23 protein-coding genes and 3 tRNA genes are annotated in these 24,907 nt (G+C 63.0%); 5 read left to right on the top strand and 21 right to left on the bottom strand.

Annotation, left to right across the window (positions count from 1 at the left end; all coding sequences use genetic code 11):
* Nucleotides 1-39: 39 nt before the first annotated feature.
* Entirely contained in the window at nt 40-1,644 is a 1,605-nt protein-coding gene (locus KU306_RS06550; RefSeq protein WP_258303220.1) for a PAS domain-containing protein, read from the bottom strand.
* A 243-nt stretch (nt 1,645-1,887) separates the two neighbouring features.
* Between KU306_RS06550 and KU306_RS06545 the strand changes: the two genes are divergently transcribed.
* Nucleotides 1,888-2,217, top strand: coding sequence for a DUF8153 family protein (locus tag KU306_RS06545; RefSeq protein WP_258303219.1), 330 nt, complete (start codon nt 1,888-1,890; stop codon nt 2,215-2,217).
* Between the two features lie 182 nt (nt 2,218-2,399).
* Here the strand turns inward: KU306_RS06545 and KU306_RS06540 are convergent.
* The 6 genes from KU306_RS06540 to KU306_RS06515 form a co-directional block, all read right to left on the bottom strand.
* A tRNA-Ala gene (locus KU306_RS06540) sits at nt 2,400-2,471 on the bottom strand.
* 310 nt (nt 2,472-2,781) lie between these two features.
* Nucleotides 2,782-3,090, bottom strand: coding sequence for a 30S ribosomal protein S10 (gene rpsJ / locus KU306_RS06535; RefSeq protein ID WP_004044563.1), 309 nt, complete (start codon nt 3,088-3,090; stop codon nt 2,782-2,784).
* A gap of 2 nt (nt 3,091-3,092) precedes the next feature.
* On the bottom strand, nt 3,093-4,358 hold the full coding sequence (tuf, locus tag KU306_RS06530) for a translation elongation factor EF-1 subunit alpha (RefSeq protein WP_007544533.1): 1,266 nt from the start codon (nt 4,356-4,358) through the stop codon (nt 3,093-3,095).
* Nucleotides 4,359-4,548: 190 nt separating this feature from the next.
* Nucleotides 4,549-5,502, bottom strand: coding sequence for a homoserine dehydrogenase (locus KU306_RS06525; protein WP_258303218.1), 954 nt, complete (start codon nt 5,500-5,502; stop codon nt 4,549-4,551).
* Nucleotides 5,499-6,068, bottom strand: a complete 570-nt coding sequence (locus KU306_RS06520; RefSeq protein ID WP_007544531.1) for a hypothetical protein — start codon at nt 6,066-6,068, stop codon at nt 5,499-5,501. Before KU306_RS06520 ends, KU306_RS06525 begins: the two co-directional genes overlap by 4 nt.
* Before the next feature lie 323 nt (nt 6,069-6,391).
* Entirely contained in the window at nt 6,392-8,575 is a 2,184-nt protein-coding gene (locus tag KU306_RS06515; protein WP_007544528.1) for an elongation factor EF-2, read from the bottom strand.
* Nucleotides 8,576-8,754: 179 nt separating this feature from the next.
* Between KU306_RS06515 and KU306_RS06510 the strand changes: the two genes are divergently transcribed.
* A complete protein-coding gene (locus tag KU306_RS06510; protein WP_258303217.1) occupies nt 8,755-9,510 on the top strand; it encodes a DUF5781 family protein in 756 nt (251 codons plus the stop codon).
* A gap of 22 nt (nt 9,511-9,532) precedes the next feature.
* Here KU306_RS06510 and KU306_RS06505 read toward each other — a convergent pair whose 3' ends face one another.
* The 10 genes from KU306_RS06505 to KU306_RS06460 all read right to left on the bottom strand — a co-directional run bounded on the left by KU306_RS06505 (nt 9,533) and on the right by KU306_RS06460 (nt 21,548).
* Entirely contained in the window at nt 9,533-10,942 is a 1,410-nt protein-coding gene (locus KU306_RS06505; RefSeq protein ID WP_258303216.1) for a PQQ-dependent sugar dehydrogenase, read from the bottom strand.
* A 161-nt stretch (nt 10,943-11,103) separates the two neighbouring features.
* Nucleotides 11,104-11,718, bottom strand: a complete 615-nt coding sequence (locus KU306_RS06500) for a 30S ribosomal protein S7 (protein ID WP_258303215.1) — start codon at nt 11,716-11,718, stop codon at nt 11,104-11,106.
* A gap of 1 nt (nt 11,719) precedes the next feature.
* On the bottom strand, nt 11,720-12,148 hold the full coding sequence (locus KU306_RS06495; protein ID WP_007544522.1) for a 30S ribosomal protein S12: 429 nt from the start codon (nt 12,146-12,148) through the stop codon (nt 11,720-11,722).
* 183 nt (nt 12,149-12,331) lie between these two features.
* Nucleotides 12,332-13,246, bottom strand: coding sequence for a mechanosensitive ion channel family protein (locus KU306_RS06490; protein ID WP_258303214.1), 915 nt, complete (start codon nt 13,244-13,246; stop codon nt 12,332-12,334).
* Nucleotides 13,247-13,325: 79 nt separating this feature from the next.
* Complete coding sequence (locus KU306_RS06485) at nt 13,326-13,745, bottom strand: NusA-like transcription termination signal-binding factor (protein ID WP_007544520.1); 420 nt, start codon at nt 13,743-13,745, stop codon at nt 13,326-13,328.
* A 2-nt stretch (nt 13,746-13,747) separates the two neighbouring features.
* Complete coding sequence (gene rpoA2, locus KU306_RS06480; RefSeq protein ID WP_007544519.1) at nt 13,748-15,007, bottom strand: DNA-directed RNA polymerase subunit A''; 1,260 nt, start codon at nt 15,005-15,007, stop codon at nt 13,748-13,750.
* Entirely contained in the window at nt 15,000-17,921 is a 2,922-nt protein-coding gene (locus tag KU306_RS06475) for a DNA-directed RNA polymerase subunit A' (protein WP_007544518.1), read from the bottom strand. Before KU306_RS06475 ends, rpoA2 begins: the two co-directional genes overlap by 8 nt.
* A 6-nt stretch (nt 17,922-17,927) precedes the next feature.
* On the bottom strand, nt 17,928-19,757 hold the full coding sequence (gene rpoB, locus KU306_RS06470) for a DNA-directed RNA polymerase subunit B (protein WP_008322818.1): 1,830 nt from the start codon (nt 19,755-19,757) through the stop codon (nt 17,928-17,930).
* 1 nt (nt 19,758) lies between these two features.
* Nucleotides 19,759-21,324, bottom strand: coding sequence for a DNA-directed RNA polymerase subunit B'' (locus KU306_RS06465; protein ID WP_007544516.1), 1,566 nt, complete (start codon nt 21,322-21,324; stop codon nt 19,759-19,761).
* Nucleotides 21,321-21,548 (bottom strand): DNA-directed RNA polymerase subunit H, encoded by a 228-nt coding sequence (locus KU306_RS06460; RefSeq protein ID WP_007544515.1) that lies wholly within the window; start codon nt 21,546-21,548, stop codon nt 21,321-21,323. The genes KU306_RS06465 and KU306_RS06460 overlap by 4 nt, the downstream gene beginning before the upstream one ends.
* Before the next feature lie 267 nt (nt 21,549-21,815).
* Here KU306_RS06460 and KU306_RS06455 point away from each other — a divergent pair.
* Together KU306_RS06455 and KU306_RS06450 are read left to right on the top strand one after the other, a co-directional pair.
* Nucleotides 21,816-21,888: transfer RNA gene (locus tag KU306_RS06455), tRNA-Asp, on the top strand.
* Between the two features lie 29 nt (nt 21,889-21,917).
* A tRNA-Asp gene (locus KU306_RS06450) sits at nt 21,918-21,990 on the top strand.
* Nucleotides 21,991-22,212: 222 nt separating this feature from the next.
* Here the strand turns inward: KU306_RS06450 and KU306_RS06445 are convergent.
* From KU306_RS06445 to KU306_RS06430, 4 genes are all read right to left on the bottom strand, one after another.
* Complete coding sequence (locus KU306_RS06445; protein ID WP_258303213.1) at nt 22,213-22,473, bottom strand: DUF6199 family natural product biosynthesis protein; 261 nt, start codon at nt 22,471-22,473, stop codon at nt 22,213-22,215.
* A 116-nt stretch (nt 22,474-22,589) separates the two neighbouring features.
* Nucleotides 22,590-22,946, bottom strand: coding sequence for a fluoride efflux transporter FluC (locus KU306_RS06440; protein WP_258303212.1), 357 nt, complete (start codon nt 22,944-22,946; stop codon nt 22,590-22,592).
* Nucleotides 22,943-23,278: a fluoride efflux transporter FluC gene (locus tag KU306_RS06435; protein ID WP_258303211.1), complete on the bottom strand. Its 336-nt coding sequence runs from the start codon at nt 23,276-23,278 to the stop codon at nt 22,943-22,945. Before KU306_RS06435 ends, KU306_RS06440 begins: the two co-directional genes overlap by 4 nt.
* A 21-nt stretch (nt 23,279-23,299) precedes the next feature.
* Nucleotides 23,300-24,379 (bottom strand): ATP-binding protein, encoded by a 1,080-nt coding sequence (locus KU306_RS06430; protein ID WP_258303210.1) that lies wholly within the window; start codon nt 24,377-24,379, stop codon nt 23,300-23,302.
* 75 nt (nt 24,380-24,454) lie between these two features.
* On the opposite strand from KU306_RS06430, the gene KU306_RS06425 reads away from it, so the two are divergent.
* Complete coding sequence (locus KU306_RS06425; RefSeq protein ID WP_007544506.1) at nt 24,455-24,898, top strand: DUF7382 domain-containing protein; 444 nt, start codon at nt 24,455-24,457, stop codon at nt 24,896-24,898.
* The last annotated feature ends 9 nt before the right edge of the window (nt 24,899-24,907 follow it).

Genomic DNA, 24,907 nt, shown 5'->3' with positions numbered 1-24,907 from the left:
AGGCGCTCTGACAGCCGACCACAGTACCGAATACCGCACTCACGTACGGCGGTCCGACGCCATCGCCAACTGGTCGAGTTTTACCCGCGCGTGTTCGACCAGCAGTTCGGCGAACTCCCGGTCGTACTCGTCGAACGCACCGACCTCACTGGAGGCGGCCTGAAGCGTTCCGAACCTTCCGATTGGGACGGTCAGCGCCGACCGGTAGTCGTCGTCCGCAGTCTTGGTGTCTACCTCCCGAAGGTCGTCGACGGTAATCGTCTCCTGTCGGTTGTACGCTCGCGCGGCGAACGTATCGTCCGACTCGAGCGACGTTTTCTCCAAGCAGCCTGCACCCTCGGAGTTGTACCGCCAGAACTCCTGTACGAGGTAGCCGTCTCGTTCGATGTCGACCGCAACGAGGTCGAACTGCAGGACATTCTCGGCGGTCTCGACGAGCGTCTTGTAGACGGTCTGTTCGTCTTCGGACTGCTCGATTTTCTGTGCCGCGGTGTGCAGCGCCGTCAACGTCCGTTCGCGTTCTCTTCGCTCGGTGATATCGACTGCGGCCCCGGCCGTCGCAAACACCTCTCCGTCGTCGTCGAAGAGTGGCGTGATTCGCGCGAGGTAGGCACGCATCCCGTACGCCGTTTCGACCTCCTCTTCGACCTTGATTGGCTCACCGCGAGACAGCACGCGCTGGTCAGTCTCTCTGAGCCGGTCGACTGTCTCTTGGTCGAACAACTCCGCGACGTCGACGCCAGCGAGGTCGATTTCGCTGTCGATGTCGAACAGGTCCCGATAGTTCTGGTTCGCGAGGATGAACCGATTCTCGGTGTCTCGCATCCAAAGCGCGGCTTGTACACTGTCGAGAACGCCCTGTAGCCGTCTCGTTTGCGTCTGGAGTTTCCGTTCGCGCTCCTTGCGCTCGGTGATGTCCTGAAAGTAGACGTAGACGCCGTCGCGGTCCTCGGTGGGGAAAATGCGCTCTTCGATCCACCGCCCCTCGTTGATATCCGAGAGCGCTTCGACCGTCTGCGGTTCGCCAGTCTCGATGACCTGCTCGTATCCCTCGATAGACGGGTTGTCGTCCGCTTCAGCGATATCCGCTCGGTAGTTCATCCCGAGAAGCGTCTCGCGTGACAACCCCGTCAGTTCCACCGTCTGCTCGTTGACGTCCGTGACCGTGAGGTCGGCGTCCATCTCTACGAATCCGTCTGTGATTCGAGTGAGCGTCTGGCGACGACGGCGGTTGGCCCGCTCGGAGCGGCGGCGCGCTCGATGCTGTTCGACGCTGTTCGTGATTCGATTTGCGAGTACGGTGTACTGGCCGGTTCCGAGTTCCTTCTGTATGTAGTCGGTCGCACCGGCCGAAATCGCGTCGGCAGCGACCTCCTCGGACCCCTTCCCGGTGAACAAGATAAACGGCAGTTCTGTGTACTCCTCGCGAACTGAGTCGAGGAAGTCGATGCCGGTCTGGCCGGGCATATCGTAGTCGCTGACGATGCAGTCGATATCGGACTCGTCCAGTCGGCGCATCCCCTCGCGCGTGTCGGTGGCCGATGTCACGCTCAGTCGGGCGTTCTCGCGTTCGAGAAACGTCGCAGTGAGTTCCGTGAAGTCGGGGTCGTCGTCGACGTGTAAGACCCGAATCGTGCCGGCCATACTACCTGCTGTAGTGAGTTCGTCCCTATAGTGATTCCCCTCTACCCCGGTTCGTTTAGGACAATTGTGATTATCTAGTGTCTAATATAAATCAAATGTATGGTTTCGTTCAGATTTATGCGTCTGTTGTCTATCGATTTGGTGACCGTTCTGTACCGAGGGGACTCGGTCTCCGGGCGACTGTACAACAGAGAACCCGTCAAGTAACTAGGATTTTTGTCCGGTGGTCGGTTCTCAGAAGATATGCGCAGGTCCCTCCGCTATTTGATTGCACTCCCCGTCGCGTTCAGTATCGTTGTGGCGACGTACCACTATTTCAGCCATGCGTACTTCATGGTCTACCCGGCCATCTTCCTCGTCTACGTGTTCACTATCGGTGTCGGATTAATCGAACCGAAACTGATGGTTTCGGGGACCGAGTCCAAGAACCGAACGCTCGGGGCCATAATCGGAGGTGTGTCGGCGTTCACCGTCTCGTCACTGCTTCAGTTTTCAGTTCCCATCACCGTGTTGGCGTGGGGAATGCTGCTGTTCGGAATGGTGACTGGCATAATGAGCATCCGTTCGGGGTGAGACGTGGTTGGCGGTTCGGTCGTAAGAGAACGAGTACGCAGTGGAGAACGGACTCCGTCCAGACTCACGACTCAACGTGCTAGGCTACGGACCCACTGCTGGACTCGCGGGGTCCCCGCGAGCAGTGCGAGCGGGGGCAAGCGAGTCCATTGACTGCAGTGAACGTAGTGAACGAAAGGAAATGGACTCGCGGGGATTTGAACCCCGGGCCTCTTCCTTGCGAAGGAAGCGATCTGCCACTGATCTACGAGCCCTCACTCCCACGGAGTCGTGGGATACACTTATACCCTCTGTTTCCCGGTCAGGCGTGCGATTGCATGCCGTTCCGTCGGGCGATTCGGTCGTGCGGCTTCCGACGAGTACGGTCACTCACTTCGGGCGACGCACCGACGCCACGCTCTCGTCTGTGGTGTCGACGTGTCGAAACGGAAGTGCGGTGACACGCGCCTTAGCGCTGTGAACCAGCTCGGAGGCAGAGTCCTCCGGACGCGCGCCTCGACAGCCGCGAATGTGACGGGCGAGCCGTCACGTCACGGATGGTGTGTCCGAATGGACAGACCGTGTTCAGTCTTCGAGGACGATCTCGATGCTGACGTCGTTCGGAACCTGGACGCGCATCAGTTGGCGCAGCGCACGTTCGTCAGCGTCGAGATCGATGAGACGCTTGTGAACGCGCATTTCCCAGTGTTCCCACGTCGCAGTCCCCTCGCCGTCAGGCGATTTGCGGGCGGGGACTTCGAGCGTCTTCGTCGGCAGCGGGATCGGCCCGCTGAGGTTGACGCCCGTCTTGTTCGCGATCTCGCGGACGTCGTCGCAGATGTCGTCGAGGTCTTCCGGACTCGTGCCGGCGAGCCGAACGCGTGCCTGTTGCATCGTTACCGCTCGTTGACCTCGAGCACCTTGCCGGCCGCGATGGTCTGACCCATGTCACGGACAGCGAAGCTGCCGAGTTCCGGAATCTCGGAGGACGGCTCGATGCTGAGCGGCTTCTGCGGACGGACGGTCACGATAGCGGCGTCGCCGGACTTGATGAAGTCCGGGTTCTCCTCAGCGACCTCACCCGACGCGGGGTCGAGCTTCTGGTCGATGGACTCGATGGTACACGCGACCTGCGCCGTGTGGGCGTGGAAGACCGGCGTGTAACCAGCCGTGATGACCGAGGGGTGCTGCATGACGACGACCTGAGCCTGGAAGGTCTCGGCGACCTTCGGCGGGTCGTCAGCCGGGCCACAGACGTCGCCGCGGCGGATGTCGTCCTTGCCGACGCCACGGACGTTGAATCCGACGTTGTCGCCGGGGCCCGCGCTGTCGACTTCCTCGTGGTGCATCTCGACGGTCTTGACCTCGCCGCCGACGTCAGAGGGCTGGAAGCTCACGTTGTCGCCGGGGTTGAGGGTTCCCGTCTCGATACGTCCGACAGGGACGGTACCGATGCCGGAGATGGTGTAGACGTCCTGGATGGGCAGGCGCAGCGGCGCGTCCGTCGGCGGCTGCGGTGCCGGCAGGGCGTTGAGTGCTTCGAGGAGGATGTCGCCGTCGTACCACGACGTGTTGTCGGAGCGGTCGGCGATGTTGTCGCCCTCGAAGGCCGAGATCGGCACGTAGGTCGCGTCGTCGGAGTTGAAGCGGACCTGCTTGAGGAGCTTGTTGACCTGCTCCTTGACCTCGTTGTAGGTGTCTTCGCTGTAGTCGACGACGTCCATCTTGTTGACCGCGATGATGAGTTCGCCGATACCGAGGGTGCGGGCGAGGAAGACGTGCTCGCGGGTCTGAGGTGCGACACCGTCGTCAGCAGCGACGACGAGAACCGCGTTGTCAGCCTGCGAGGCACCGGTGATCATGTTCTTGACGAAGTCGCGGTGGCCAGGACAGTCGACGATGGTGAAGTAGTATTCGTCCGTGTCGAATTCCTGGTGGGCGATGTCGATGGTGACACCGCGCTCGCGCTCTTCTGCGAGGTTGTCCATGACGTAGGCGAATTCGAATCCGCCCTTGCCCTTCTCCTCGGCCTCTTCGCGGTGCTGCTCGATGACGTGTTCCGGGACGGAACCGGTCTCGAACAGGAGTCGGCCGACGAGCGTACTCTTACCGTGGTCGACGTGGCCAATGATGGCCAGGTTCTGGTGGGGTTTGTCGCTCATTGATATATTCACGCGCTAAGGCGCTCTGTGGGGAGTGTTTTCGCTGAAACCCCTAAAACGATTTCGATACGCTCTACGGGCCGTCTAACCGGCGTACTGCGATTTGCGGAACCATACCACAGTGGTTCGCGGGGCGAATAGCTCACCGGTCGAACGGCGATAAGATGGTCCGTGAAGGCCAGAGACGCGGTTACTCCAGACGTGAAACGTCCGACAAAACGGCGGTTGCCGTCTCTGGACCGCCCGCGCCGCGGCCGCTGATGTTCAACTGGCCGGCGTGGGTCGTCTCCAACTGAACGATGTTCTGCGTGCCAGTGACCGAAAGCGCGGAGCCTTGCGGCACCAAGCGCGGTGCCACGCGCACGCCGGACGAGGTTGCCTCGCCGATAAGTCGAACCGTCCGACCATCTTCGGCGGCAAGGTCGAGCGCCGACCCCGGAACGTTTCGGATACCCTCGACGTCGGCGTCGTCGAGTCGGTACTCCGCGTCACCGTCGCTCAAGACGTTAGCGAGGATGACGAACTTCAGTGCGGCGTCGATGCCATCGACGTCGAACGAGGGGTCGGTCTCGGCGACACCGAGGTCCTGTGCTTCCGCGAGGACGTGTTCGTAGTCGAGTCCCTCGGCGGCCATCCGCGAGAGGATGAAGTTGGCCGTCCCGTTGAGGACACCGCGCGCGGCAGTGACGTGGCTCGGACCGAGGTCGGAGATGGTCGAGAGGACCGGAATCGCCCCGCCGACGGCGGCTTCGAACTGGACGGTTCCCTCGCTCTCTGCTTCGAGCGCGCGAAGGTCGCCGTAGCGTTCTGCGACCGGCCCTTTGTTCGCCAAGACGACGTGTCGGTCGTCCGCGAGCGCGCGCTCGACGTGCGAGAACCCAGGCTCCGCGTCACCGAGCGTCGTCGGCGTAGCCTCGATTAGCACGTCGTATTCGGTGTCGAACACGGCGTGGGGGTCGTCGTCGCCGACGACACCATCGCGTTCTTTCCGCGTGTGTACGGATTCGGCGTCGAGACCTGCCGGGTCGGAGACCGACGACGACGAGTCCGCGAAGGCGACGACCTCGTGGCCGTAGTCGCCCGCGAGGTCGAGAACGGACCCACCGACTGCGCCCGCACCGAGGATAGCGAGTTTGAGGCTCACGCCGACCCCTCCGTGAGCGGTTCGACGACGTGTAAGTCCTTCTCGGCCGCGATGTCGCGAACGACCGTAAGCGCCTCGTCGGTCTTCCCGGACCGCGTCGCGAGTCGGAGGCGAGCGCTGGACGGCTCCTGCGTCCCGGAGGGCGCAGACAGCGACACGTCTGTCACGGTCGCTTCCGCACCGTCTTCGATGCTGTGGAGCGTATGAGAGAGGTCCGTGTCCACGAGGTCGCCGACGAGGATAAGCGACACCGTCTCGCCGAAGTGCTCCGCACCGGCGCGGATGACGTTGATGCCAGCGTCACGGAGCGCGTCGACGATGGTATCGAACCGGTCCGGCGGGCATTCGAGGTCGACTTCGACCGGGATGTGCCCCCGCGGCGTCAGGTTGCCGCGTTCGTGGAAGATGGACAGCAAGTTGCCGCCGTTTTCGGCGATGGGCTGGAGTGCCGAAAGGAGTTGCCCGGGCTCGTCGACGAGTTCGAGCCGAATCGTGTGCGGCTGGGGAAGCTCCCCGCTCCCGTCGGTTTCGGCGTCGCTCTCGGATTCGACGTCCTGTGTACTCATCGTCCCACCTCCATGGGCCGCCCCGACAGTGTTGTCGGCGACGCGAGGCTCAGTCGTGGTTTCGCGTCGACGCGCCAGGAGTCGGGGTACGTGCCCGTACGCATATGTGTCCGTGATTCGGCCACGAGGTATAAGCCTTCGTAGCCGTCACGGTTTGCCGATGTCGCTACCGTGGTGGCATTTCACACGGTTCTACATCGGCGAGACACGACTGTACTGGAACCAAGTCGAACAGCGCTGGCGAGCGTGCCCGGAAGGGGGCCGACGAGTGCAGCGCCGTCGCTGCTGGGGCAGTACGCAAAAGAAAGCGCAGTCGTGCGCTTTTAGATGTAGTCGATAGCCTGCGAGAGCTCGAGCTTCATGCCCTTGCGCTCGCGAATCTCCATAATCTTCTCGCGCTGGAGGTTGTCCGAGAGCACGCGGAAGCCGGCGTTCTCCGTGTTCCAGGAGGCGCGGCCTTCCGTCGCGGAGCGGACGTCAGACGAGAAGCCAATCATCTCTTCGACGGGTGCGATACCCTCGATGACCATGAGGTCACCTTCCTGGTACATGTCGTCGACGCGACCACGGCGACCCTGAATCTCGCCGGAGGCCGAGCCCATGTAGTCGGACGGAACGTCGATGCGGACGTTCTGGATGGGTTCGAGGAGCTTCACCTGACCCGCGATGAGCGAGCGGTGGACCGCGTCACGCGTCGCAGGGATGACCTGTGCGGGACCGCGGTGGATGGTGTCCTCGTGGAGCTTCGCGTCGTGGAGACGGAGGAGCGTACCCTGGACGGGTTCCGCGGCGAGCGGACCGTCGTCGAGTGCCTCTTCGAGGCCCTCGATGACGAGTTCCATCGTCTCGTTGAGGTGCTGGATACCCTTCGTGTCGTCGATGAGGATGTTCGTCCCGTGGATGTGTTCGACGTTCTGGGACGTGTCCTTGTCCATGCCGGCTTCCTGCAGTGCCTCACGGCGCTCCAGTTCGGGCATGTCCATCGAGATTTCGCCGAGCTTGATGGAGTCGACGATGTCCTGCGAGAGGGGTTCCGCCGTGATGTAGAACTTGTTGTGGCGGTTCGGGGAGACACCCTCGACCTCGTGGGAGGAGCCCTGGACCTGCTCGCGGTAGACGACAATCGGCTCACCGGTGCGGACCGGGATGCCCTGGTTGTCGCGGATACGCTGCGTGATGACTTCGAGGTGGAGTTCACCCTGACCGGAGATCAGGTGCTCGCCAGTGTCCTCGTTAATCTCGATGCGGATGGTCGGGTCTTCCTTGGCGACCTGCTGGAGCGTCTCGATGAGCTTCGGCAGGTCGTCCATGCGCTCTGCCTCCACGGACTTCGTGATGACAGGCTCGGAGATGTGTTCGATGGACTCGAACGGCGTCATCTCGACCGAGGAGACGGTGGAACCAGCGATTGCGTCACGGAGACCCGTGACGGCCGCGATGTTCCCTGCGGGGACGCCGCGGTCGAGTTCCTCGCGCTCGCCACCCATGAAGACACCGACGGACTGGACGCGGTTCTTGCCCGCGGTACCGGAGACGTAGAGCTCCTGACCCTTGCGGATGGTACCGGAGAAGAGACGACCCGTCGCGATTTCGCCCGCGTGGGGGTCCATCGAGATGTCCGTCGCCATGAAGACGACTTCGCCTTCGTCGTCGACTTCGCGCATCTGGCGCGCGAGGTCGGAGTCGGAGTCACCACGCCAGACCGTCGGGATACGACGGGGCTGGGCGTCGAGCGGGTTGGGGAAGTGCTCCGCAACCATGTCGAGCACGACGTCCGAAAGCGGCGTACGCTCGTGGAGTTCCTGACGGTCGCCACCACGTTCGAGGTCGATGATGTCGCCGAAGGAGATACCCGTCTCTTCCATCGACGGCATCGAGACACCCCACTTGTAGAGAGCGGACCCGAAGGCGACGGTACCGTCTTCGACGGAGACCGTCCAATCGTAGTCCTTCTCTTTGGTCATGCCCCGGATGAGTTCGTTGACGTCGGAGATGACGTCGACGAGACGCTGCTGCATCTCCTCGGGACCTTCCTGCAGCTCGTTGATGAGGCGGTCGACCTTGTTGATGAACAGGGCCGGCTTGACACCCTCGCGGAGTGCCTGACGCAGCACCGTCTCGGTCTGCGGCATGGCACCCTCGACGGCGTCGACGACGACGAGCGCACCGTCGACGGCGCGCATCGCGCGTGTCACGTCGCCACCGAAGTCGACGTGGCCCGGCGTGTCGATGAGGTTGATGAGGTGGTTCTCATCATCGTACTCGTGAGTCATCGAGACGTTTGCCGCGTCGATGGTGATACCGCGTTCCTGTTCGTCCTCTTTCGTGTCCATCGCGAGCTGCTGGCCGGCAGTCTCGTCAGAGATCATGCCTGCGCCCGCGAGGAGGTTGTCCGAAAGGGTCGTCTTCCCGTGGTCGACGTGAGCTGCGATGGCGATGTTCCGGATCTGCTCCGGCTTGTCCATCAGTTTCTCACATTCTTGGACGATTTTCTTTCGTCGGCCCATTATACAGAGGTCTACCGGAAGGAGGGTCAAAAGAGTAGTGTTTTGTCCGAGCGGATTCGGCCTCGTCAGGTATCCTACTGCCGGGGTATGAGCATTTTTGTCACGATAGTCACGCCGTCCAACGGATTGGTGGGTCAGCGCAAGAGTCTTGTTCAATGGTACCATTACACACAACACGAATGGACCTCCGTGTACTCGGAGGCGCACCGGCAGACCCGTTCTTGAGCGCCGCCGACCTGTTCGAAACCGAATTCCACATCGACTACCCAGTCTTCGTGCGCGTCCACGACGACCCGGATTCCCGAACGTGGGCCGCCCACTACACAGACCGACACGTCCTCAACATCTCGCGGAAAGCCGCGACGAGTGCGATGGCCCGAGAGTTCGCCCTCCACGAACTCTCCCACATGGCCCTCAACGAGGCCGGCCACGCCTCGCACTACCAATCGACTCGGGAAGCGGTGTTTCTCGCGCTCGCGGGGCGAGCAGTCGAACGGCGAAAGCTCGCTCACTGCTACCAGATTGCGAATCACTGCAAGGACATCTACGCGGACGACTTGACACTCAGCGTCGCGCCCGCCGAAAAACTCGTTCAGTTCCTCGAATCGCAGTTAGCGACTGCCGTCGCCGACCGCCCGAGAGCCACGGAGCGCCCAGGAACACAACTCGTCAGCAACGGGTCGGACCCGGAGATTACCGTCGTGAACGCCGCGTTCGCGCTCGCGCTCGTCGAACGCCACGACCTCATCTCGTCTGACCACCGACTGTACGACCTTGCGCACGCGGCGGCAGACGACGCGCCGGACATCTCGCTTCCGACGTTCAAAGAGCACTTCCGCACGCTCGCGACCGACCCCTCGGAAAGCGAGTACCGCCGGACGCTCGTCGACGTGGTGAAAAACTACGTCGTCGGGTCGAACATGGCGGCCGACTGAGACGCCGCCGCTTCAGACTGGGTTACTCAGACGCCGGAACGACCCGCAGGATTCGGTCGTCGGTCGGTCGCGGGTAGTCTACCTCGTCGCTCCGCGTTCGGCCGTCGCGGTTCGACGTCGAAATCAAAAGCGACCCGTCAGGAGCCTGCGTCACGTCGCGGATGCGCCCGACTTCGTTTTCGAGTCGCACGTGCGCGACGGCGTCGTACTCGGCGTCCATCCACGACGCGTCGAACACCGTGCCCGAGTCCGCACCGGGAAGGTCGTCGTCCGACGGAACGAGCGTGACGATGTTGAGCCGTTGAGACCGCAACCCACCGACGACGAGACGATTCCGAAAGCCGTCGAACGACCCGGTGTAGAACGCACACCCCGGCGGTGCCCACGTCTTCGAACCAGTGTTGACGACCGGACGCGCGAACGACGAATCGGTGTATCCCTCCGCGTTGCGGTTCGTCGGCTCCATCGTTCCCCAGCCGTAGTTGCCACCGGCGACGAGGCGGTTTATCTCGTCTTTTCCACCGGGACCGTGTTCGGTGACGAGCGTCGTTCCGTCGGGGAGCCACGTGAGCCCCTGTGGGTTTCGGTGGCCGATAGTGTAGAGTCGGGAGTCGGAGTCCGGGCCGAAATCGGGGTTGTCGGACGGCGCGGTTCCGTCCGGTTCGAGGCGAAGGACCGACCCCGCGAGGTTCGTGGGGTCTGCGGCGTTCGCTTCCTCGGCGGCATCGCCGGTCGTCATCCAGAGGTAGTTGGCTGGACCGAACGCGAGGCGGCTTCCGTTGTGGACGTTCGCACCCGGAATGCCGTCGATGAGTACCGTTTCGGTCTTCGCGGGGTCGTCCGCAGTGACGTCGAAACACACCAGCCGATTTCGGGGGCCGTCCTCGGCATCGTAGGTATAGACGGCGTAGACGACAGGAACAGCAGGATACAGTGGGTGGACTGTCAGACCCATCAGTCCACCCTCACCGCCTGCGGCCCACCAGCCACCTTCTTCCCCGTGGGCGACTGCGCTGGCGTCGACCACGTCTGCAGCTTCGAACGACGCCTCCAGCGCACCAGCGGTGTACCGGAGGATGCGACCCGGACGCTCGGAGACGAACAGGTCGCCGTTAGGTGCGAAGGTGACCTCCCACGGAATCGCGATATTTTCGACGACTGGCTCGACTTCGAGTTCCGTCGGCGGCGGTGACGTCGGCGGTTCCCATGCGGTCTCGCTCGCCGCCGAGTCGTGGTCGACAGACAGGTCGTACCGTTCTGTGACTGGCGGGACGGGAGTCGCGGTCGCTGTCGTCGTCGCTGCCGTCTGCTCGGTCGCCGGTGTCGGCGTGTCGGCAGTCGACCCGGTCGAAGAATCACCGCGAAGACAACCGGCGAGAGACCCGATACCGAGAGTGACGAGCAACGAGCGACGCGAGAACCGTCGAGACATACAGACAGATACTACGTCGAAATCATAAGTTTCGTGGTGGTGTCGAGGTGGCGACAGTCACTGGAGTGGGAGTGAAATGAAAGCGAGGAGAGCGAGAGCGAGCACGAGCGTTCGATAGCGCAACCGCTCGCCGAGAAGAAAACGAAGAGAAAGACGAGAGATTACCGGGCCGCTTCTGCGACGCGCTCTTTCTCTTCTTTCTGCGAGATGGCGTATGCCTGCACGTCGTAGTCGGCGGCACCGATGAGCTGCTGTGCGAGCGCTTCGGCGGCGCTGGTCTTAGACTTGTACGAACCGCTGAGGGTGCCCTGTGCGATGAACTTCAGGGCCTGGTCGACACGGCGCTGGGGTGCGACGTCGACGGCCTGCGGGACCGAGATGCCACCGTACTTGAGGCGGACGGTCTCCTCGCGGGGGCCGGCGTTCTCGACGGCGGTGACGAGAATCTGAACCGGGTTCTCGTCGGTCTGCTCGGCGACGATGTCGAACGCATCGCGGACGATTTTCATCGTCTTCTGCTTGTGGCCCGTGTTGTCTTCCGTCTGCATCAGACGGTTGACGAGGCGCTCGACGATGCTGATTTCGGACTTCTTGAACTGCTTCGAGGCGTGACGGCCCATCGTGTGGGCAATCGGCGTCGCCTTGATGTAGCGGCTCATGCCCGGGGCGCTGTACTCGATTTCGGAGACATCCCACTCGCCGAACAGAAGCGCGTTCTGCTTTGCTTCGTCGCTGCTGGCGGGGGACTCGGGTTCGGGGGCGTCGCTTTCAGACATATTATCGCACCGGCTTTTCTGCGTTTCCGCGGACGAGTTCAATCATCGAGACGCCGTTGACCTTCTCGACCTTGTAGTTGACACCGGAAAGGTCACCCATCGCACGACCCTTCGCACCACCGATACCGGCGATGGTGACTTCGTCGTGCTCGTCGATGAACGAGATTGCGCCGTCACCAGGACAGAAGGCAGTGACCTGCTTTCCGTTCTTGATGAGCTGGACACGGACACACTTTCGGATTGCCGAGTTCGGCTGCTTTGCTTCGATGCCGACCTTCTCGAGGACGATACCGCGGCCCTGCGGGGCACCTTCGAGGGGGTCAGACTTCTTGCCGAGTCCACGCTCGCGTCGTGCGTAGCCCGAGTCGGACCAGCGGCGTTTCTGCCGGTCCTTCTTGAGCTTCCGCGCGGCGTATTTGCCGTTTGCCATAGTGGACGTGATTTCCATATGGAGCTACTTAAGCCTCCCTTTTCGAATCCGGCGAGACGGATTCAGCTCCGGTTAGCGACCCCTAAGGACGAATCTGAGGGCGTTTCACGAAATCAAACGACGGGCGCACGCTGGCGAAGAGGGACTGAAGTGACCGGAGAAGTTGTCGTTGGGGCTGGCGTGTCACCCCTCGACGAGGTCGACGTCGAGGTGGCCGCTCACCTCGCGGCCGGACGCCGGGCCGAGCGTCAGCCCCTCCGAATCGAATCGTAGTTTGACTCGCCGTCGGAACTTCGAGCGCACGTCCACGAGGTCGACGTCCATCGGCGATTCCACCCAAAACTCTGCACGGAGGGCTACGCTGCTCCCTGCGAACTCGATGATTCGAGAGTTGGGCGCGGGCGTCTCGACGATTCGGTCGTCTTCGCGGGCGACTTCGACGAGTTCGCGCAGCGCCAGTTCCGCGTCGTCGCTGTAGGCGATATCGACGCGCTCCGTAATCCGGTACCGCTCTCGCCCGTACGGCCTGAGAAGCGAGTTCGTCGTGAGTTCGGTGTTGGGAACGGTGACCGTCTCGTTATTGATGGTTCGGACGCGCGTGACCCGGAAATCCACGGCCTCGATGACACCCTCACCGCCGGGCCACGAAATCCAATCACCGACGTTGAAATCGGGGTCGGCGACGAGAAAGATACCGCTGATGAGCGCCCCAATGACCTCCTGACCGGCGACACCGACCACGAGGGTCAATGCGGCGACGATGAGCGCGCCGTCGGTCAGCGTTTCGCCGTATCCCGCACCGACGACTCCCGCCAACGCTGCGAGCAGTACGACGAAGACGTGCGCGTACGTCTGTGTCGCCGTCTCCAACGTCGGGTTGTTCTGGTTCCGCGAACTGACGACGCTCGTGACTGCCGGGACGAAAAGGAGGCGCCCGACGACGTAGACGACGACCGTTCCGACGACGAACCCGAGGGCTGCGCCCGCAACGCCCTCGTACCCGCGGAAGAGGCCGAAGTCAATCTGTGCCGAAACAGAGCCAGCGCTCGGTACAGAGATAGAACCGGCGCTCGTGGCGCTCGGAATACTCGCGGACATGCCTACTCAGGCGAGCGCGGGCAGCAAAAACGTGTGGCCGCAGAGAGCACACTCCGAACGCGGCGGCCGACGCGACAGCCTACGTCAACTGGATGTCGTCGATGTCGTAGTGGCGCTGCGCCAGCGTCCGGGCGGTATCGATGGTCTTCCCGCCGGACCCGATAGCGACACCGCGGTCGTCTTCTTCGACTTCGACGTACGCCACGGTGTCGTTCTGCCGCGAAATCGTCACGTGTCTGACTGCGGCCGGCGCGAGCGCGCTCGCGACGAACGCCTCGGGCGTGTCGGCGTCTTCGACCAGTTCGACCGTGCGCCCGATTTGGCGCTCGACCGCCTGCACCGTTCGACCACCGGGACCGATTGCCGTCGCCATGTCGCCCGCCGCGACGAGGAAGACGACCCGGTCGTCGAAGACGAGACAGTCGTGCGCCGTCGCTCCGGTCTCGTCCTCGAAGAGGACGACGAACCGGCGTGCCGCATCCGACAGCGTGACTTTCATCGTCAGTCGTCAGACGGTTCGGGTGCTGCGCCCGCGTCGGCGTCGTCGACGTCGAGCGACCCCATTCGGAGGTCCACGTCGCCGGTACCGATGGCGATTGGCTTGCCGACGATGACGTTCTCGATGACACCGTCGAGGTCGTCTTCTTCGCCGTGGATGGCGGCGTCGAGCAGGTGGTTGACCGTGACCTCGAACGCTGCACGCGCGAGGACGGACTCCTTCGACCCGGAGATACCGTGGCGGCCGATGGACTCGATTTCGCCGTTGTTGGTCATGATGTCCGCGACCAACATCAGGTGACGAATGTTCACGTCGTCGAGACCCTGCTCTTTGAGCGTGTTCATCGTCTCGTCGATGATTGCCTCGCGGGCCGCCTCGATACCGAGTTGCTTGTGCACCTCGTGGATGTTGTTCGACGTGGTGCGAGAGGCGTCGACGCCCTCGATAGAGAGCACGTCGCCGAAGGCCGACCCTTCGGTGTAGAGGACGAACTCTTCCTCGTCGGTGTCGTCGTTCTGTTCCTTGCGGATGACGACGCGCGAGACCTCTTCGATACCCTTGAAGACGATGTCGCGGAGTTCCTCGACGAGTTGGAGAAGCCGACGGTAGCTCGGGCTCTCGGGGCCGAACTCGATGATGGTCCCCTGCCGACGCGTCTTGACGCCGAGGGCGTCTTCGATGGTGTCGGCGATTTCGCTGGCGATGACACCCACGTCGTCGTAGGTCGGCCAGCGCTCTTGGAGCGTGTCGTCGTTCAGGTTGATTTGGACGACCATGTCGGCGACGTTCGTCGAGATGTCACCGAGGGCGAGAATCTTCGTCGATTCGATGTCCCAGACGACTTGGTGGGCGAGGTCGCGGTCCTTCGCGTACTCGTCGTCGAGGTGGACCGTCATCATCGGCGTGTCCGGAGTCTTCCGGGCGTCCACCAGTTCGATGAGGCGGGGAAGCCCCTGTGTCACGTCAATCTCCGCGACACCCGCGAAGTGGAACGTGTTCATCGTCATCTGCGTCCCCGGCTCACCGATAGACTGCGCAGACACCGTGCCGACGGGGTCGAGCGCGTCGACTCGCGTCTCGCGGTAGCGCGTCTCGACGGCCTTCACGATTTCAGCTGCCTGCTGGCTCGTGACGCCCTCGCGGTCGTCGATAGTCTGGTAAATCTCCTCTTTCAGGCGTCGAGGGACGTCGGCCGCCTCGACGACATCGACGGCGTCGGCGTCGACGTGTTCGTAGTCGGATTCGGGTTCGTGTTCAGTCATCGGATTCCACCTCCGCACGGGCCGAGACGCCGTGCTCGGAGAGGTTCGTCTTCGGCGCGCGCTCGCCGAGGAACCGTTCTTTCTCTTCGTCGGAGCTGAACTCCGCATCGACGACACGGTCCGCGATGGCGTCGACGTCGATTGGCTTGTCGTCGCCCGACGAGACCTTCACCGGACTCGTGCCGTCTTCACCGAATTCGAACTGGACGATGGTGCCCGAGGTGTCTCGGACGGAGCCGTCGTACTGCGCTTCGAGTTCGGACAGGGCGTTGATGAGACGACGCTGCAGGTACCCGGACTTCGAGGTACGGACTGCAGTGTCGACAAGCCCCTCGCGGCCACCCATCGCGTGGAAGAAGAACTCACGCGGGGTGAGACCGGCACAGTAGGAGTTCTCGACGAAGCCGTGGGCCTCTGCCGAGAGGTCGCCTTTCTGGTAGTGGCTCAGGGTACGCTCTTCGTACCCGCGGTTGATGCGCTCGCCACGAACTGCCTGCTGGCCGACACAGCCAGCCATCTGCGTCAGGTTGAGCATGGATGCACGCGCACCGGACTTGGACATCACCACTGCCGGGTTGTCCTCGTCGAAGTGGTCCTCTGCGATTTCACCAGCAGAGTCACGTGCCTTGCCGAGACGCTGCATAATCTTCATTTCGAGCGTCTCGTCGACCGAGCGACCGGGCAGCGATTCGAGTTCGCCCGCCTCGTAAATCTCGATGAGTTCCTGAATCTTGTCGTAGGCGGCGTCGATGGCTTCGTCGACCTGTGCGGTCGCTTCGTCCGGAATCGACTCGTCGTCGATACCGATAGACAGCCCGAAGTGCATGATGGCGCGCATCGCCAGCGAGGCAATCTCGTTGATGAAGATGCGCGAGCGCGTCTTCGAGTAGTCCTTCGCGAGCACGTCCACAATCTCGCCACCGAAGGCACCGACTGCGTCCTCGTCGATGGTGCCTTCGAGGAGTTGACCGTCCTCGATGACGACGGTGTCGCCGACCTTCGACGTGAACTCCATGTTCAGGTCGTCAGGCAGGAGTTCGGAGAAGATCTGGTGTCCCGTCCAGTACGGGGTGCCGTCGTCGTCTTCGCCTGCGGGTTCGGGGAGCGTGTCCACGCGCGTCGCGCGAAGCAGGTCGAGCGCCTGCGTCTCGACGAAGTGCGGGTTGTCGTGGGTCAGCAGGTACGTACCCGAAATGTGGTCCTGAATGGCCCCGATGATGTTCTCACCGAAGCGGGGCGAGAGAATCTGCTCTTGGACGCGCATGAGGACGCGCGCCTCGGCACGGGCTTCCTCGTTCTGGAGGGCGTGCATGTTCATCTCGTCGCCGTCGAAGTCTGCGTTGTACGGCGGGCAGACGACAGTGTTCAGGCGGAACGTCTTGTACGGCATCACGACGACTTCGTGCGCCATGATGGACATCCGGTGCAGCGATGGCTGTCGGTTGAAGATAACGATGTCGCCGTCGACGAGGTGGCGGTTGACCTCCCAGCCGACTTCGACCTTCTCTGCGAGTTCCTCGCAGTTCTTCTCTGTCACCTTCAGGCGACGGCCGTCGGGACGACGGACGTAGTTCGCACCGGGGTGGCTCTCGGGTCCGTTACGGACGTACTGTCGAGCCTCGTCGATGTTGCGGTCGGTGACGTTCATCGTCTGAGTCATCTCGGTGGCGACGCGGTCCGGGACACCGACCTCGTTGAGCGAGAGCGTCGGGTCCGGCGAGATGACGGTACGCGCGGAGAAGTTGACACGCTTACCGGACAGCGAGCCACGGAAGCGACCTTCCTTCCCTTTCAGACGCTGGCTGAGCGTCTTGAGCGGGCGGCCGGAGCGGTGACGTGCCGGCGGTGTTCCCGAAATCTCGTTGTCGATGAACGTGGTGACGTGGTACTGGAGCAGTTCCCACAGGTCCTCGATAATCAGCTGCGGCGCACCGGCCTCGCGGTTCTCCATGAACCGCTGGTTGATGCGGATGATGTCGACGAGCTTGTGGGTCAGGTCGTCCTCGGAGCGCTGGCCGTTGTCGAGCGTAATCGACGGTCGAGCGGTGACCGGCGGGACGGGGAGGACGGTCAGAATCATCCACTCGGGGCGCGACCGGTCGGGGTCGATACCGAGCGTGACGAGGTCCTCGTCCGGGATGTCCTCGAACCAGTCGCGGATGTCCGAGGGCATCAGCTTGTTCATGTCCTCTTCGGTCAGGTCGATACCGAGTGCCTTCTCCAGCGCCTTGCGGTCGTCGCCGACGGGGCGGAACTCACCGGCGAGCACTTGGTTGACGCGCTCTGCCGGGAGGTCGGCCTTCTCGGCGAGGTCGACCGGCGAGATGCCTTCGTCGTCCTCGTCGTCGGGGTCCGGCTGCATCGCTTCGGCGATGCGCTCGGAGAAGTCCCCGGCGAGCACGTTCTGGACCTCGTAGTAGGTCGTCGGCTTCTCGTGTTTGATGTCGTGCTGCGGCGAACTGCAGTGCGGGCAGCGGTGGGCCTTGCGGGCCTGCCGAACTGCCGACTTCATCACGTCGCTCCAGTCGTCGCCGAGTTCCTTCGTGCGACCGAGTTTGTCGCGGTAGTCGTCTGCTTCTTCCTGCGTGAGCGCGAGGCGACCGCACTCGCGACACGTCGAGCGGAGCAGGCGACGGATGAGCTTCGTGAAACCGACGTGGATGACGGGGGCGGCCAGTTCGATGTGGCCGAAGTGACCGTTGCACGACCCCGAGTGCTGGCCGCAGGTGCGGCACTGCAGACCGGGGTCGATGACGCCCAGACGCGGGTCCATGAGACCCATGTCGATGGGGTAACCGTCGTCGTCGTAGGTGTCCGCGGTGATGACCTTCGTCGCGGACATGTCTCGGTACGTCTCCGGGTCCATCAACCCGAACTGGATACTTCCGATTTCTTTGGGTGTCTGTATTGACATGTGTAGTTAGACCGCGTCCTTCAGTTCGATTCGCGGGCGCACGCCGAGTGCGACCATCTCGTCGAGCAGCAGCTTGAACGCGTAGCTGATGTCGATTTCGTGGATGTTGTCCTCGTCGCCCGTGACCGGGTCGTAGATACGGCGCTGGTCGCGGTCCTCGACGGCGACCATGCCGGTGTCCGCGGAGATGTAGACGCTCTCCTTGTCGGAGGAGTCGAGCAGGCGCTCCTGCAGCACCATCGCCGCGCCGTGCCCGATGACGGTGTCACGCTCCATCTCACCGAGACGAAGCCCACCCTCGCGGGCGCGACCCTCGGTGGGCTGGCGGGTGAGAACCTGCACGGGACCGCGCGAGCGGGCGTGCAGCTTGTTGCTCACCATGTGGTACAGCTTGTGGTAGAAGATGATGCCGACGAAAATCTCGGCTTCGACCTTCTCGCCGGTGACACCGGAGTACATGACCTCCTTCCCGGAAGACATGTAGCCGCGTTCTTCCAGCGCAGACCGAAGTTCGTCCTCGGACTCGCCCTGGAAGGCGGTCCCGTCGACGCGCCGACCTTCGAGCGCACCGACCTTGCCGCCGAGCATCTCCAGCACGTGACCGACCGTCATCCGCGACGGCAGCGCGTGCGGGTTGATGATGAGGTCCGGCACGACGCCGTCGGCGGTGAAGGGCATGTCTTCCTGCGGAGCCAAGTGGCCCACGACACCCTTCTGACCGTGACGAGATGCGAACTTGTCGCCGAGTTCCGGGACGCGCTGGTCGCGCACGGAGACCTTGGCGAGTTTCGAGCCGTCTTCACCCTCCATCAGCGTGACCGTGTCGACGACACCGGATTCGCCCGAGCGCATCGTGACGGACGTCTCGCGGCGCTTCTGCGGCGAGAGACCTGCCATGTCGTCGGGTTCTTCGAGGAACCGCGGCGGCGACGTCTTCCCGAGGAGAACGGAGTTCTCGTCGACGACCGTCTCGGGGTTGACGAGGCCGTCTTCGTCGAGGTGCGAGTAGGCGTCTTCACCGCGCGCACCGCGCACGTCCTGCGACGGAATCTCGAAGCGGTCTTCCTGACCGCCGGGGTAGCGGCGCTCTTCGCCTTCGTAGGTACGGAAGAAGTGCGAACGCGAAAGGGCGCGTTCGACAGAGCCCTTGTTCATGACGAGCGCGTCCTCGATGTTGAAGCCCTCGTAGGACATCACGGCGACGACGAAGTTCTGTGCCGCCGGACGCTCGTCGAACCCAATCTGCTCTGTGGTCTGGGTCTTGACCATCGAGAGCTGTGGGTAGTGAAGGAGGTGTTGTCGGGTGTCGGGACGGATTCGGTAGTTCGCCGCCGGAAGTCCCAGCGACTGCTTCATCATCCCTGCACCCATCGTAATACGCGGCGAGGCGTTGTGTTCCGGGTACGGAATCATCCCGGCACCGATACCGAAGATGAGCTGTGGGTCGATTTCGAGGTGCGTGTGGTCCTCGGTCAGTTCGTCCTCGTCGACGCCGACGTAGATGTCTTCTTCCTCTTCGGCGTCGATGAACTCGACGAGGCCGCGCTCGACCATGTCGTCGAAGTCGAGTTCGTTGTTTTCGAGTGCCTCGACGTGTTCGTCGCCGAGGAGCGGCTCACCGTCTTCGACGACGATGAGCGGACGGCGGGCGCGGCCGGCGTCAGCGTTGATGATGACTTCGCGGGTGCGCTCCTTGACGGAGACGTTCACCATCTGGCTGACGTCGCCGCGGCGACGTGCCTCGCGAATCTGCGCCGCGAGCTGTTCGGGGTCGGGATGCGTCCCGACGAGACTACCGTTGACGTATACTTTCGCTTCTCGCTGTGCCTGAGCCATGTTAGTCGTCTGCGGGTGTGGCGTCGACGCTATCGATGCCGGGGATACCCTCGACACCCATCGACGCAAGTTCTCGCTTCAGTGCCTGTTCGTCTTCGACGTTCTGGGAGAGTTCCATCGCCTGCGCGAAGTTCTTCACCAGCCCACAGTTCGGTCCCTCGGGGGTCTCGGAGGGACAGATGCGACCCCACTGGGTCGCGTGCAGGTCGCGTGCCTCGAAGTGAGGCTGTGACCGCGACAGCGGACTACGGAGGCGACGCAGGTGAGACAGCACACCCATGTAGTCGGTCCGGTCGACGAGCTGAGAGACGCCGGAGCGTCCGCCCACCCAGTTCCCGGTCGCAATCGGGTGTTCGAGACGCTCGGTGAGCACGTCGGAACGGACGACGGTGTTCACCGTGAGGTTACGGTTACGCATGTTGGCGCGTTCGAGCTGGTACTTCACGTCGCGTGCCAGCTTGTTGAGCGCAGTGCGGAAGAGGTCCTTCATCAGGTCGCCGGAGACCTTGAGGCGTTTGTTGGCGTAGTGGTCCTTGTCGTCGGAGTCGCGCCGACCGAGTGCGAGTTCGAAACACGCCTCGGCCATCCGGCAGAGGTAGTACGCTTTGTTCATGCGCACTTCCTCTTCTTCTGCGCCCTCCTCGTGGAGGTGCGGCAGAAGGTAGCGGTCGATGACGTAGTTGGCGCGCTTGAGCTGGTAGTTCTTCCCCTGCCCACCAGCGACGCGCTTACCGAGTGCCTCGATGGCCTGCTCTTGGGTCTGGACGTCGGCCTCTTCGAGGTTTTCGAGCATGAACTTCACAATCTCCGGGTCCTCGGAGACGCGGTGGACGATTTCCTCGTCGGATTCGAGACCGAGCGCGCGGACGAGCGTGACGAAGTTGACGCTCCCGGAGACAGACGGGAACGACACTTCGAGCAGGCCCTCACGGTTGCGCTCACAGAGAACGAGCGCGCGGTACCCGCGGCGCTGGCTGAACGTCTTTGCGACCTGAATCTCGTCGCCGTACTTCGTGTCGTACTCGGCGAGAATCTTGTTCGGAGCCAGGTCCTCGGACGTCATGAGGACGCGCTCGGAACCGTTGACGATGAAGTAGCCGCCGGGGTCGACGGGGTCTTCGCCGATTTCGACGAGGTCCGCGTCGGAGAGTTCGGCGATGTTACACTTCGAGGAGCCGACCATGATGGGCATCCGGCCGACCTTCGTCTCGGCGGTGTCGACGACGACTTCCTCTTCTTCTTCGCCGCCGCGGACGATGGACATCTCCATGAACACGGGGGCGGAGTAGGTGATGTTACGCAGGCGCGCTTCCTGCGGGAAGAGAAGTTCTTCAGAGCCGTCGGCCTCGCGGACACGGGGCGTCTCGACGCGGACGCCACCGAGTTCGACGTAGACCGGCTCTTCGCCCTCCTTGTCACCGATGTCCGTCTCGATGGTCGCCTTCTCCTCGACGACATCCGACATGCCGCGTTCGAGGAACGCGTTGAACGAGCGGAAGTGATGTTCAGCGAGCCGTTCTTCAGAGAAGTACTTGCGAGAAACCTCGCGTCGCGCTTGTCGGTTCATTCGATCACCAATCGATATACGACCGCCTTGTCGGTCGTTCGCGAATTCCGAACGATCTTGATGACATCGCCGGGCTCCGCGTCGTCGGGGAGCGCCGGGTCCTTGCGCTTGATCTTCGGCAGGTTCGTCTTCTCGACGTTGTACTCCTGCAACACGCTCTCGACTTCCTCGTCGTCGAGAACCGTGTGCTCCGGAACCAGTTTGTGTTGGCTTACGTCTACCATGTATGGTGCTGCTGGGTGCTGGAAGAAGCTGTCACGGGATACTACGGCAGATTTTGGGAGCCACCCATTTAACACTTCCCAACTTCGTCGAAGAAAGGCTGAGCTACCGGAGGTCACGCACCGGAGATGCGCGAATCGTCACGTATTGGCATGGGAAATCCCGATATAAAGGTCTTCGGGGCAGGAATCGCGGTACCGCAGGCCAAGGCCGTTTCAGATGGTAAGTCTTATCTATAAACCTCGGTTACGAATGATTGCAGACGGAGGGCCCGGGTGGTGTAGTGGCCCATCATACGACCCTGTCACGGTCGTGACGCGGGTTCAAATCCCGCCTCGGGCGCTCTCCGTACCGCAAACTCACTTCAGTAGGCCCGGGTGGTGTAGTGGCCCATCATACGACCCTGTCACGGTCGTGACGCGGGTTCAAATCCCGCCTCGGGCGTACTTTTCGATGAATTACTTCCTGAGCGCCGAGTCTCGTCTCGGCGCGAGCGTAATTCTCGTAAATACCCCACAGAGGGATTTGAACCAAGGAGCGACGCGAGCGTCAGCGAGCAGAGCGACTGAGGTTCAAATTCCGGCGAGGCAGAGCCTCGCCGACGTGCCACTCGCTCCGCTCGCGGCACTCCCGCCTCGGATATATTATTCAAGGTGGAGTGGGACCTCACCCTCCACCGACTCTCGCAAGTACCAGCAGCAGGAAGGCGACCCCCATCAGAAAGATGAACCCACCGACGGCCCGCGTGAGCGTGACGTTCCAGTCTGTGGGTTCGACGGTCCGTAAGTTGCGTTTGCTCCCGATAGCGTTCAGTTGTTCGAGGACGCGCGCGGACTGTCGTGGTTTCACCAGCATCACAGCACCGAGCAGGCTAACGAACACCCCAGGGATAAGCAAGGGAAGGGCGAGACCTGAACCGACGCTCATGTCAAAATATATGATGGAATTCCGTTAACGGTACCGGAACAGCCCAATCGGCATCCACCGCACTGTTCGAAGAGTCACGTCCGAAAGACGAACCGAACTGGCCTTTCGCCGACGCCCTACCCAACAATCCCACCAACCGCCCCACCAATCACCACGCCGACCAGCGCCGCCAGCAACGTTCCGAAGGCGTACCGGGCGGCCGTCCGGTAGTCGCCGACGTCCACGAGTTCGGCAACACCGACCGCAAAGGACGAAAAGGTCGTGAACGCGCCGCAGAACCCTGTTCCGGCGAGCGTCGCGGTCACGTCGCCCACGGGCGCAGTGACGATGAACCCCAGTGCGATGCTCCCGAGGACGTTGACGGTGAAGGTACTCCACTTGCCGACGAGTTGTTGGTCTACGACGTGCCGCGAGGTCGCCCCGGCCATTCCGCCGAGGCCGACGAGGAGTGCCGAGGTGAGCGTGAGGCTCATCGTCGCCTCCCGAGGGCGATGCCGAGTCCCGCGGCGACGAAGCCGAGGGCGTAGTTCGCGCCGATGTTGAGCAGGCCACCGGTCATCGAGAGTCCGGCCGTCTGGACGGCGAACGTGCTGTAGGTCGTAAACGAGGAGAGGACTCCCGACCCGAAGAGCCACTGCGCTCGCCGTGACGAGACGGTAGTGATGAACGCCCCGAGGACGAAACTCCCGAGAACGTTCACCGCGAGCGTCCCGCCGGTTCCGGGGATGGCGACGCCGACGAGATAGCGGAGCGTCGCACCGAGAAAGCCACCGACGGCGACCAATGCGAGTTCCGAGCGGTCCATACCAACCCTGACCCGGAGGGACTACTCCATGGTTTCGGAAGCGTCGTGGGTCGGAACGGAGGCGGGGGTCGCGTCGCGCTCCGAGACCGCGACGGGTGTCGAACCACCGTCGGGCGTGTCGCGCTCACGGACGCGTACGTCGTGAACCGATTCGGTCGTGTCGTCCACGACGAGCGCACAGCCCAGTTTTCGAGGGAGCCGAGATTCGAGATTCGAATCGAGATACGTCGGGTCGGCGGCGGCCATCGCCGACACGTCCGGTCCGGCGGTGAGCCGGTGGACGATTCGGAGGTCGGCCTGCGAGACGGCGACATCGGGGAGTGCAGATGGGCGCTGCGTTGCGAGGACGAGTCCGACACCGGGTGCGCGCCCACGCGTGAGAATCGTTCGAAGCGCCGGGTCTGCCACGCCGCCGACAAAGGCGTGCGCCTCGTCCACGAGGAGCCACGGGAGGTGGTCCACCGCGCTTGCGACGCGGGCCTCGTACACCCCTCGGGCGACGACGCGAACGACGGCGCTCGCAGGGCGCTCGTCCATCCCGGAAAGGTCGAGGACGTCCGGTGTCGGGCTGCAAAGGTCGGAGACTGCTATCCCATCGGAGCCGAACACATCCCACGAGTCGGCGAGCGCGAGGTGATTCGCGGCAGCCCGTCGCGTGGCGGCCGTCACGTCGGCGTCGGCGACTGCTGACTGCATCTCGGCGAGTGAGTCGGTCTCAGCAGCGACTTGCCAGACGAGCGACCCAACCGAGCTAGTTGGGTCGAGTCCGAGGAGGTCGGGCCACGCGCTAGGCGGGAGGGCACTTGCGCGGACTGTCGGGTCATGATGGACCGTTCCATCGATTGGGGCAGCCGTGAGTCCCGAAAAGACACCCATCGGGTCCACGACGATTGGTGCGACACCCTCGGCGCGAGCTAGCCCTTCGGCGACGACGCCGAGCGTGTGCGACTTCCCGCTCCCGCGTTTGCCGACGACGACCGCCGCGTGAGGGTGGTTTACGTCGAGGCCGACGGGTGCTCCGGTGCTCCCGTCGCGGGCGCGGTACGTTCCGAGGTCACAGACTGGGCCGCCTGCGTCTGCGTCGCGGCCGATAACGTGCATGGGACCTCGTGGTCCCGGCTTCCGACTTGAACCCCCGGACGAGGGTTTATATACGAAACCGCGGCCAGACGGCCCATGCTCGAAGCATTCCGGTCAGACACGCGCGCTATCGAAGGACTCCCAGTTCGTCTCGTCGTCGCACTCGTCGTCGGCGTCGCCAGCATGAGCGTCATGCTCAACATGCTCTCGGGAGTGCAGGGACTCGCCACGTCGGAACTCAACGTCAAGCCGAGTCCCGATGTCGTCGAACCGGGCACTCACGATATCACGTTCACCGTCGTCGACCACGAGGGGAACCCCGTCGAAGGAGCGACCGTCGTCGTGAAATCCGGAACTGCCGAACTCGGCGACGTCGTGGCAGAGAAGACGGGCGGCGACGGGACGGCGACGGCGACAGTCGAAGCCGAACTCAGCGCAAACAGAGAGGACGGAACGCTCGTCGTCGACGTGAAACCACCTGCCGGGAGTTCGTTCGTGGACCGTCGCGAGAACACGGCGATTCTCGTCGTCAGGAAGTGACACGGACCA

Source organism: Haloferax larsenii, from assembly GCF_024730625.1.
Classification (GTDB): domain Archaea; phylum Halobacteriota; class Halobacteria; order Halobacteriales; family Haloferacaceae; genus Haloferax; species Haloferax larsenii.
Note: the sequence above shows the minus strand (reverse complement) of the source record. Positions and strands in the feature narration are given on the sequence as shown.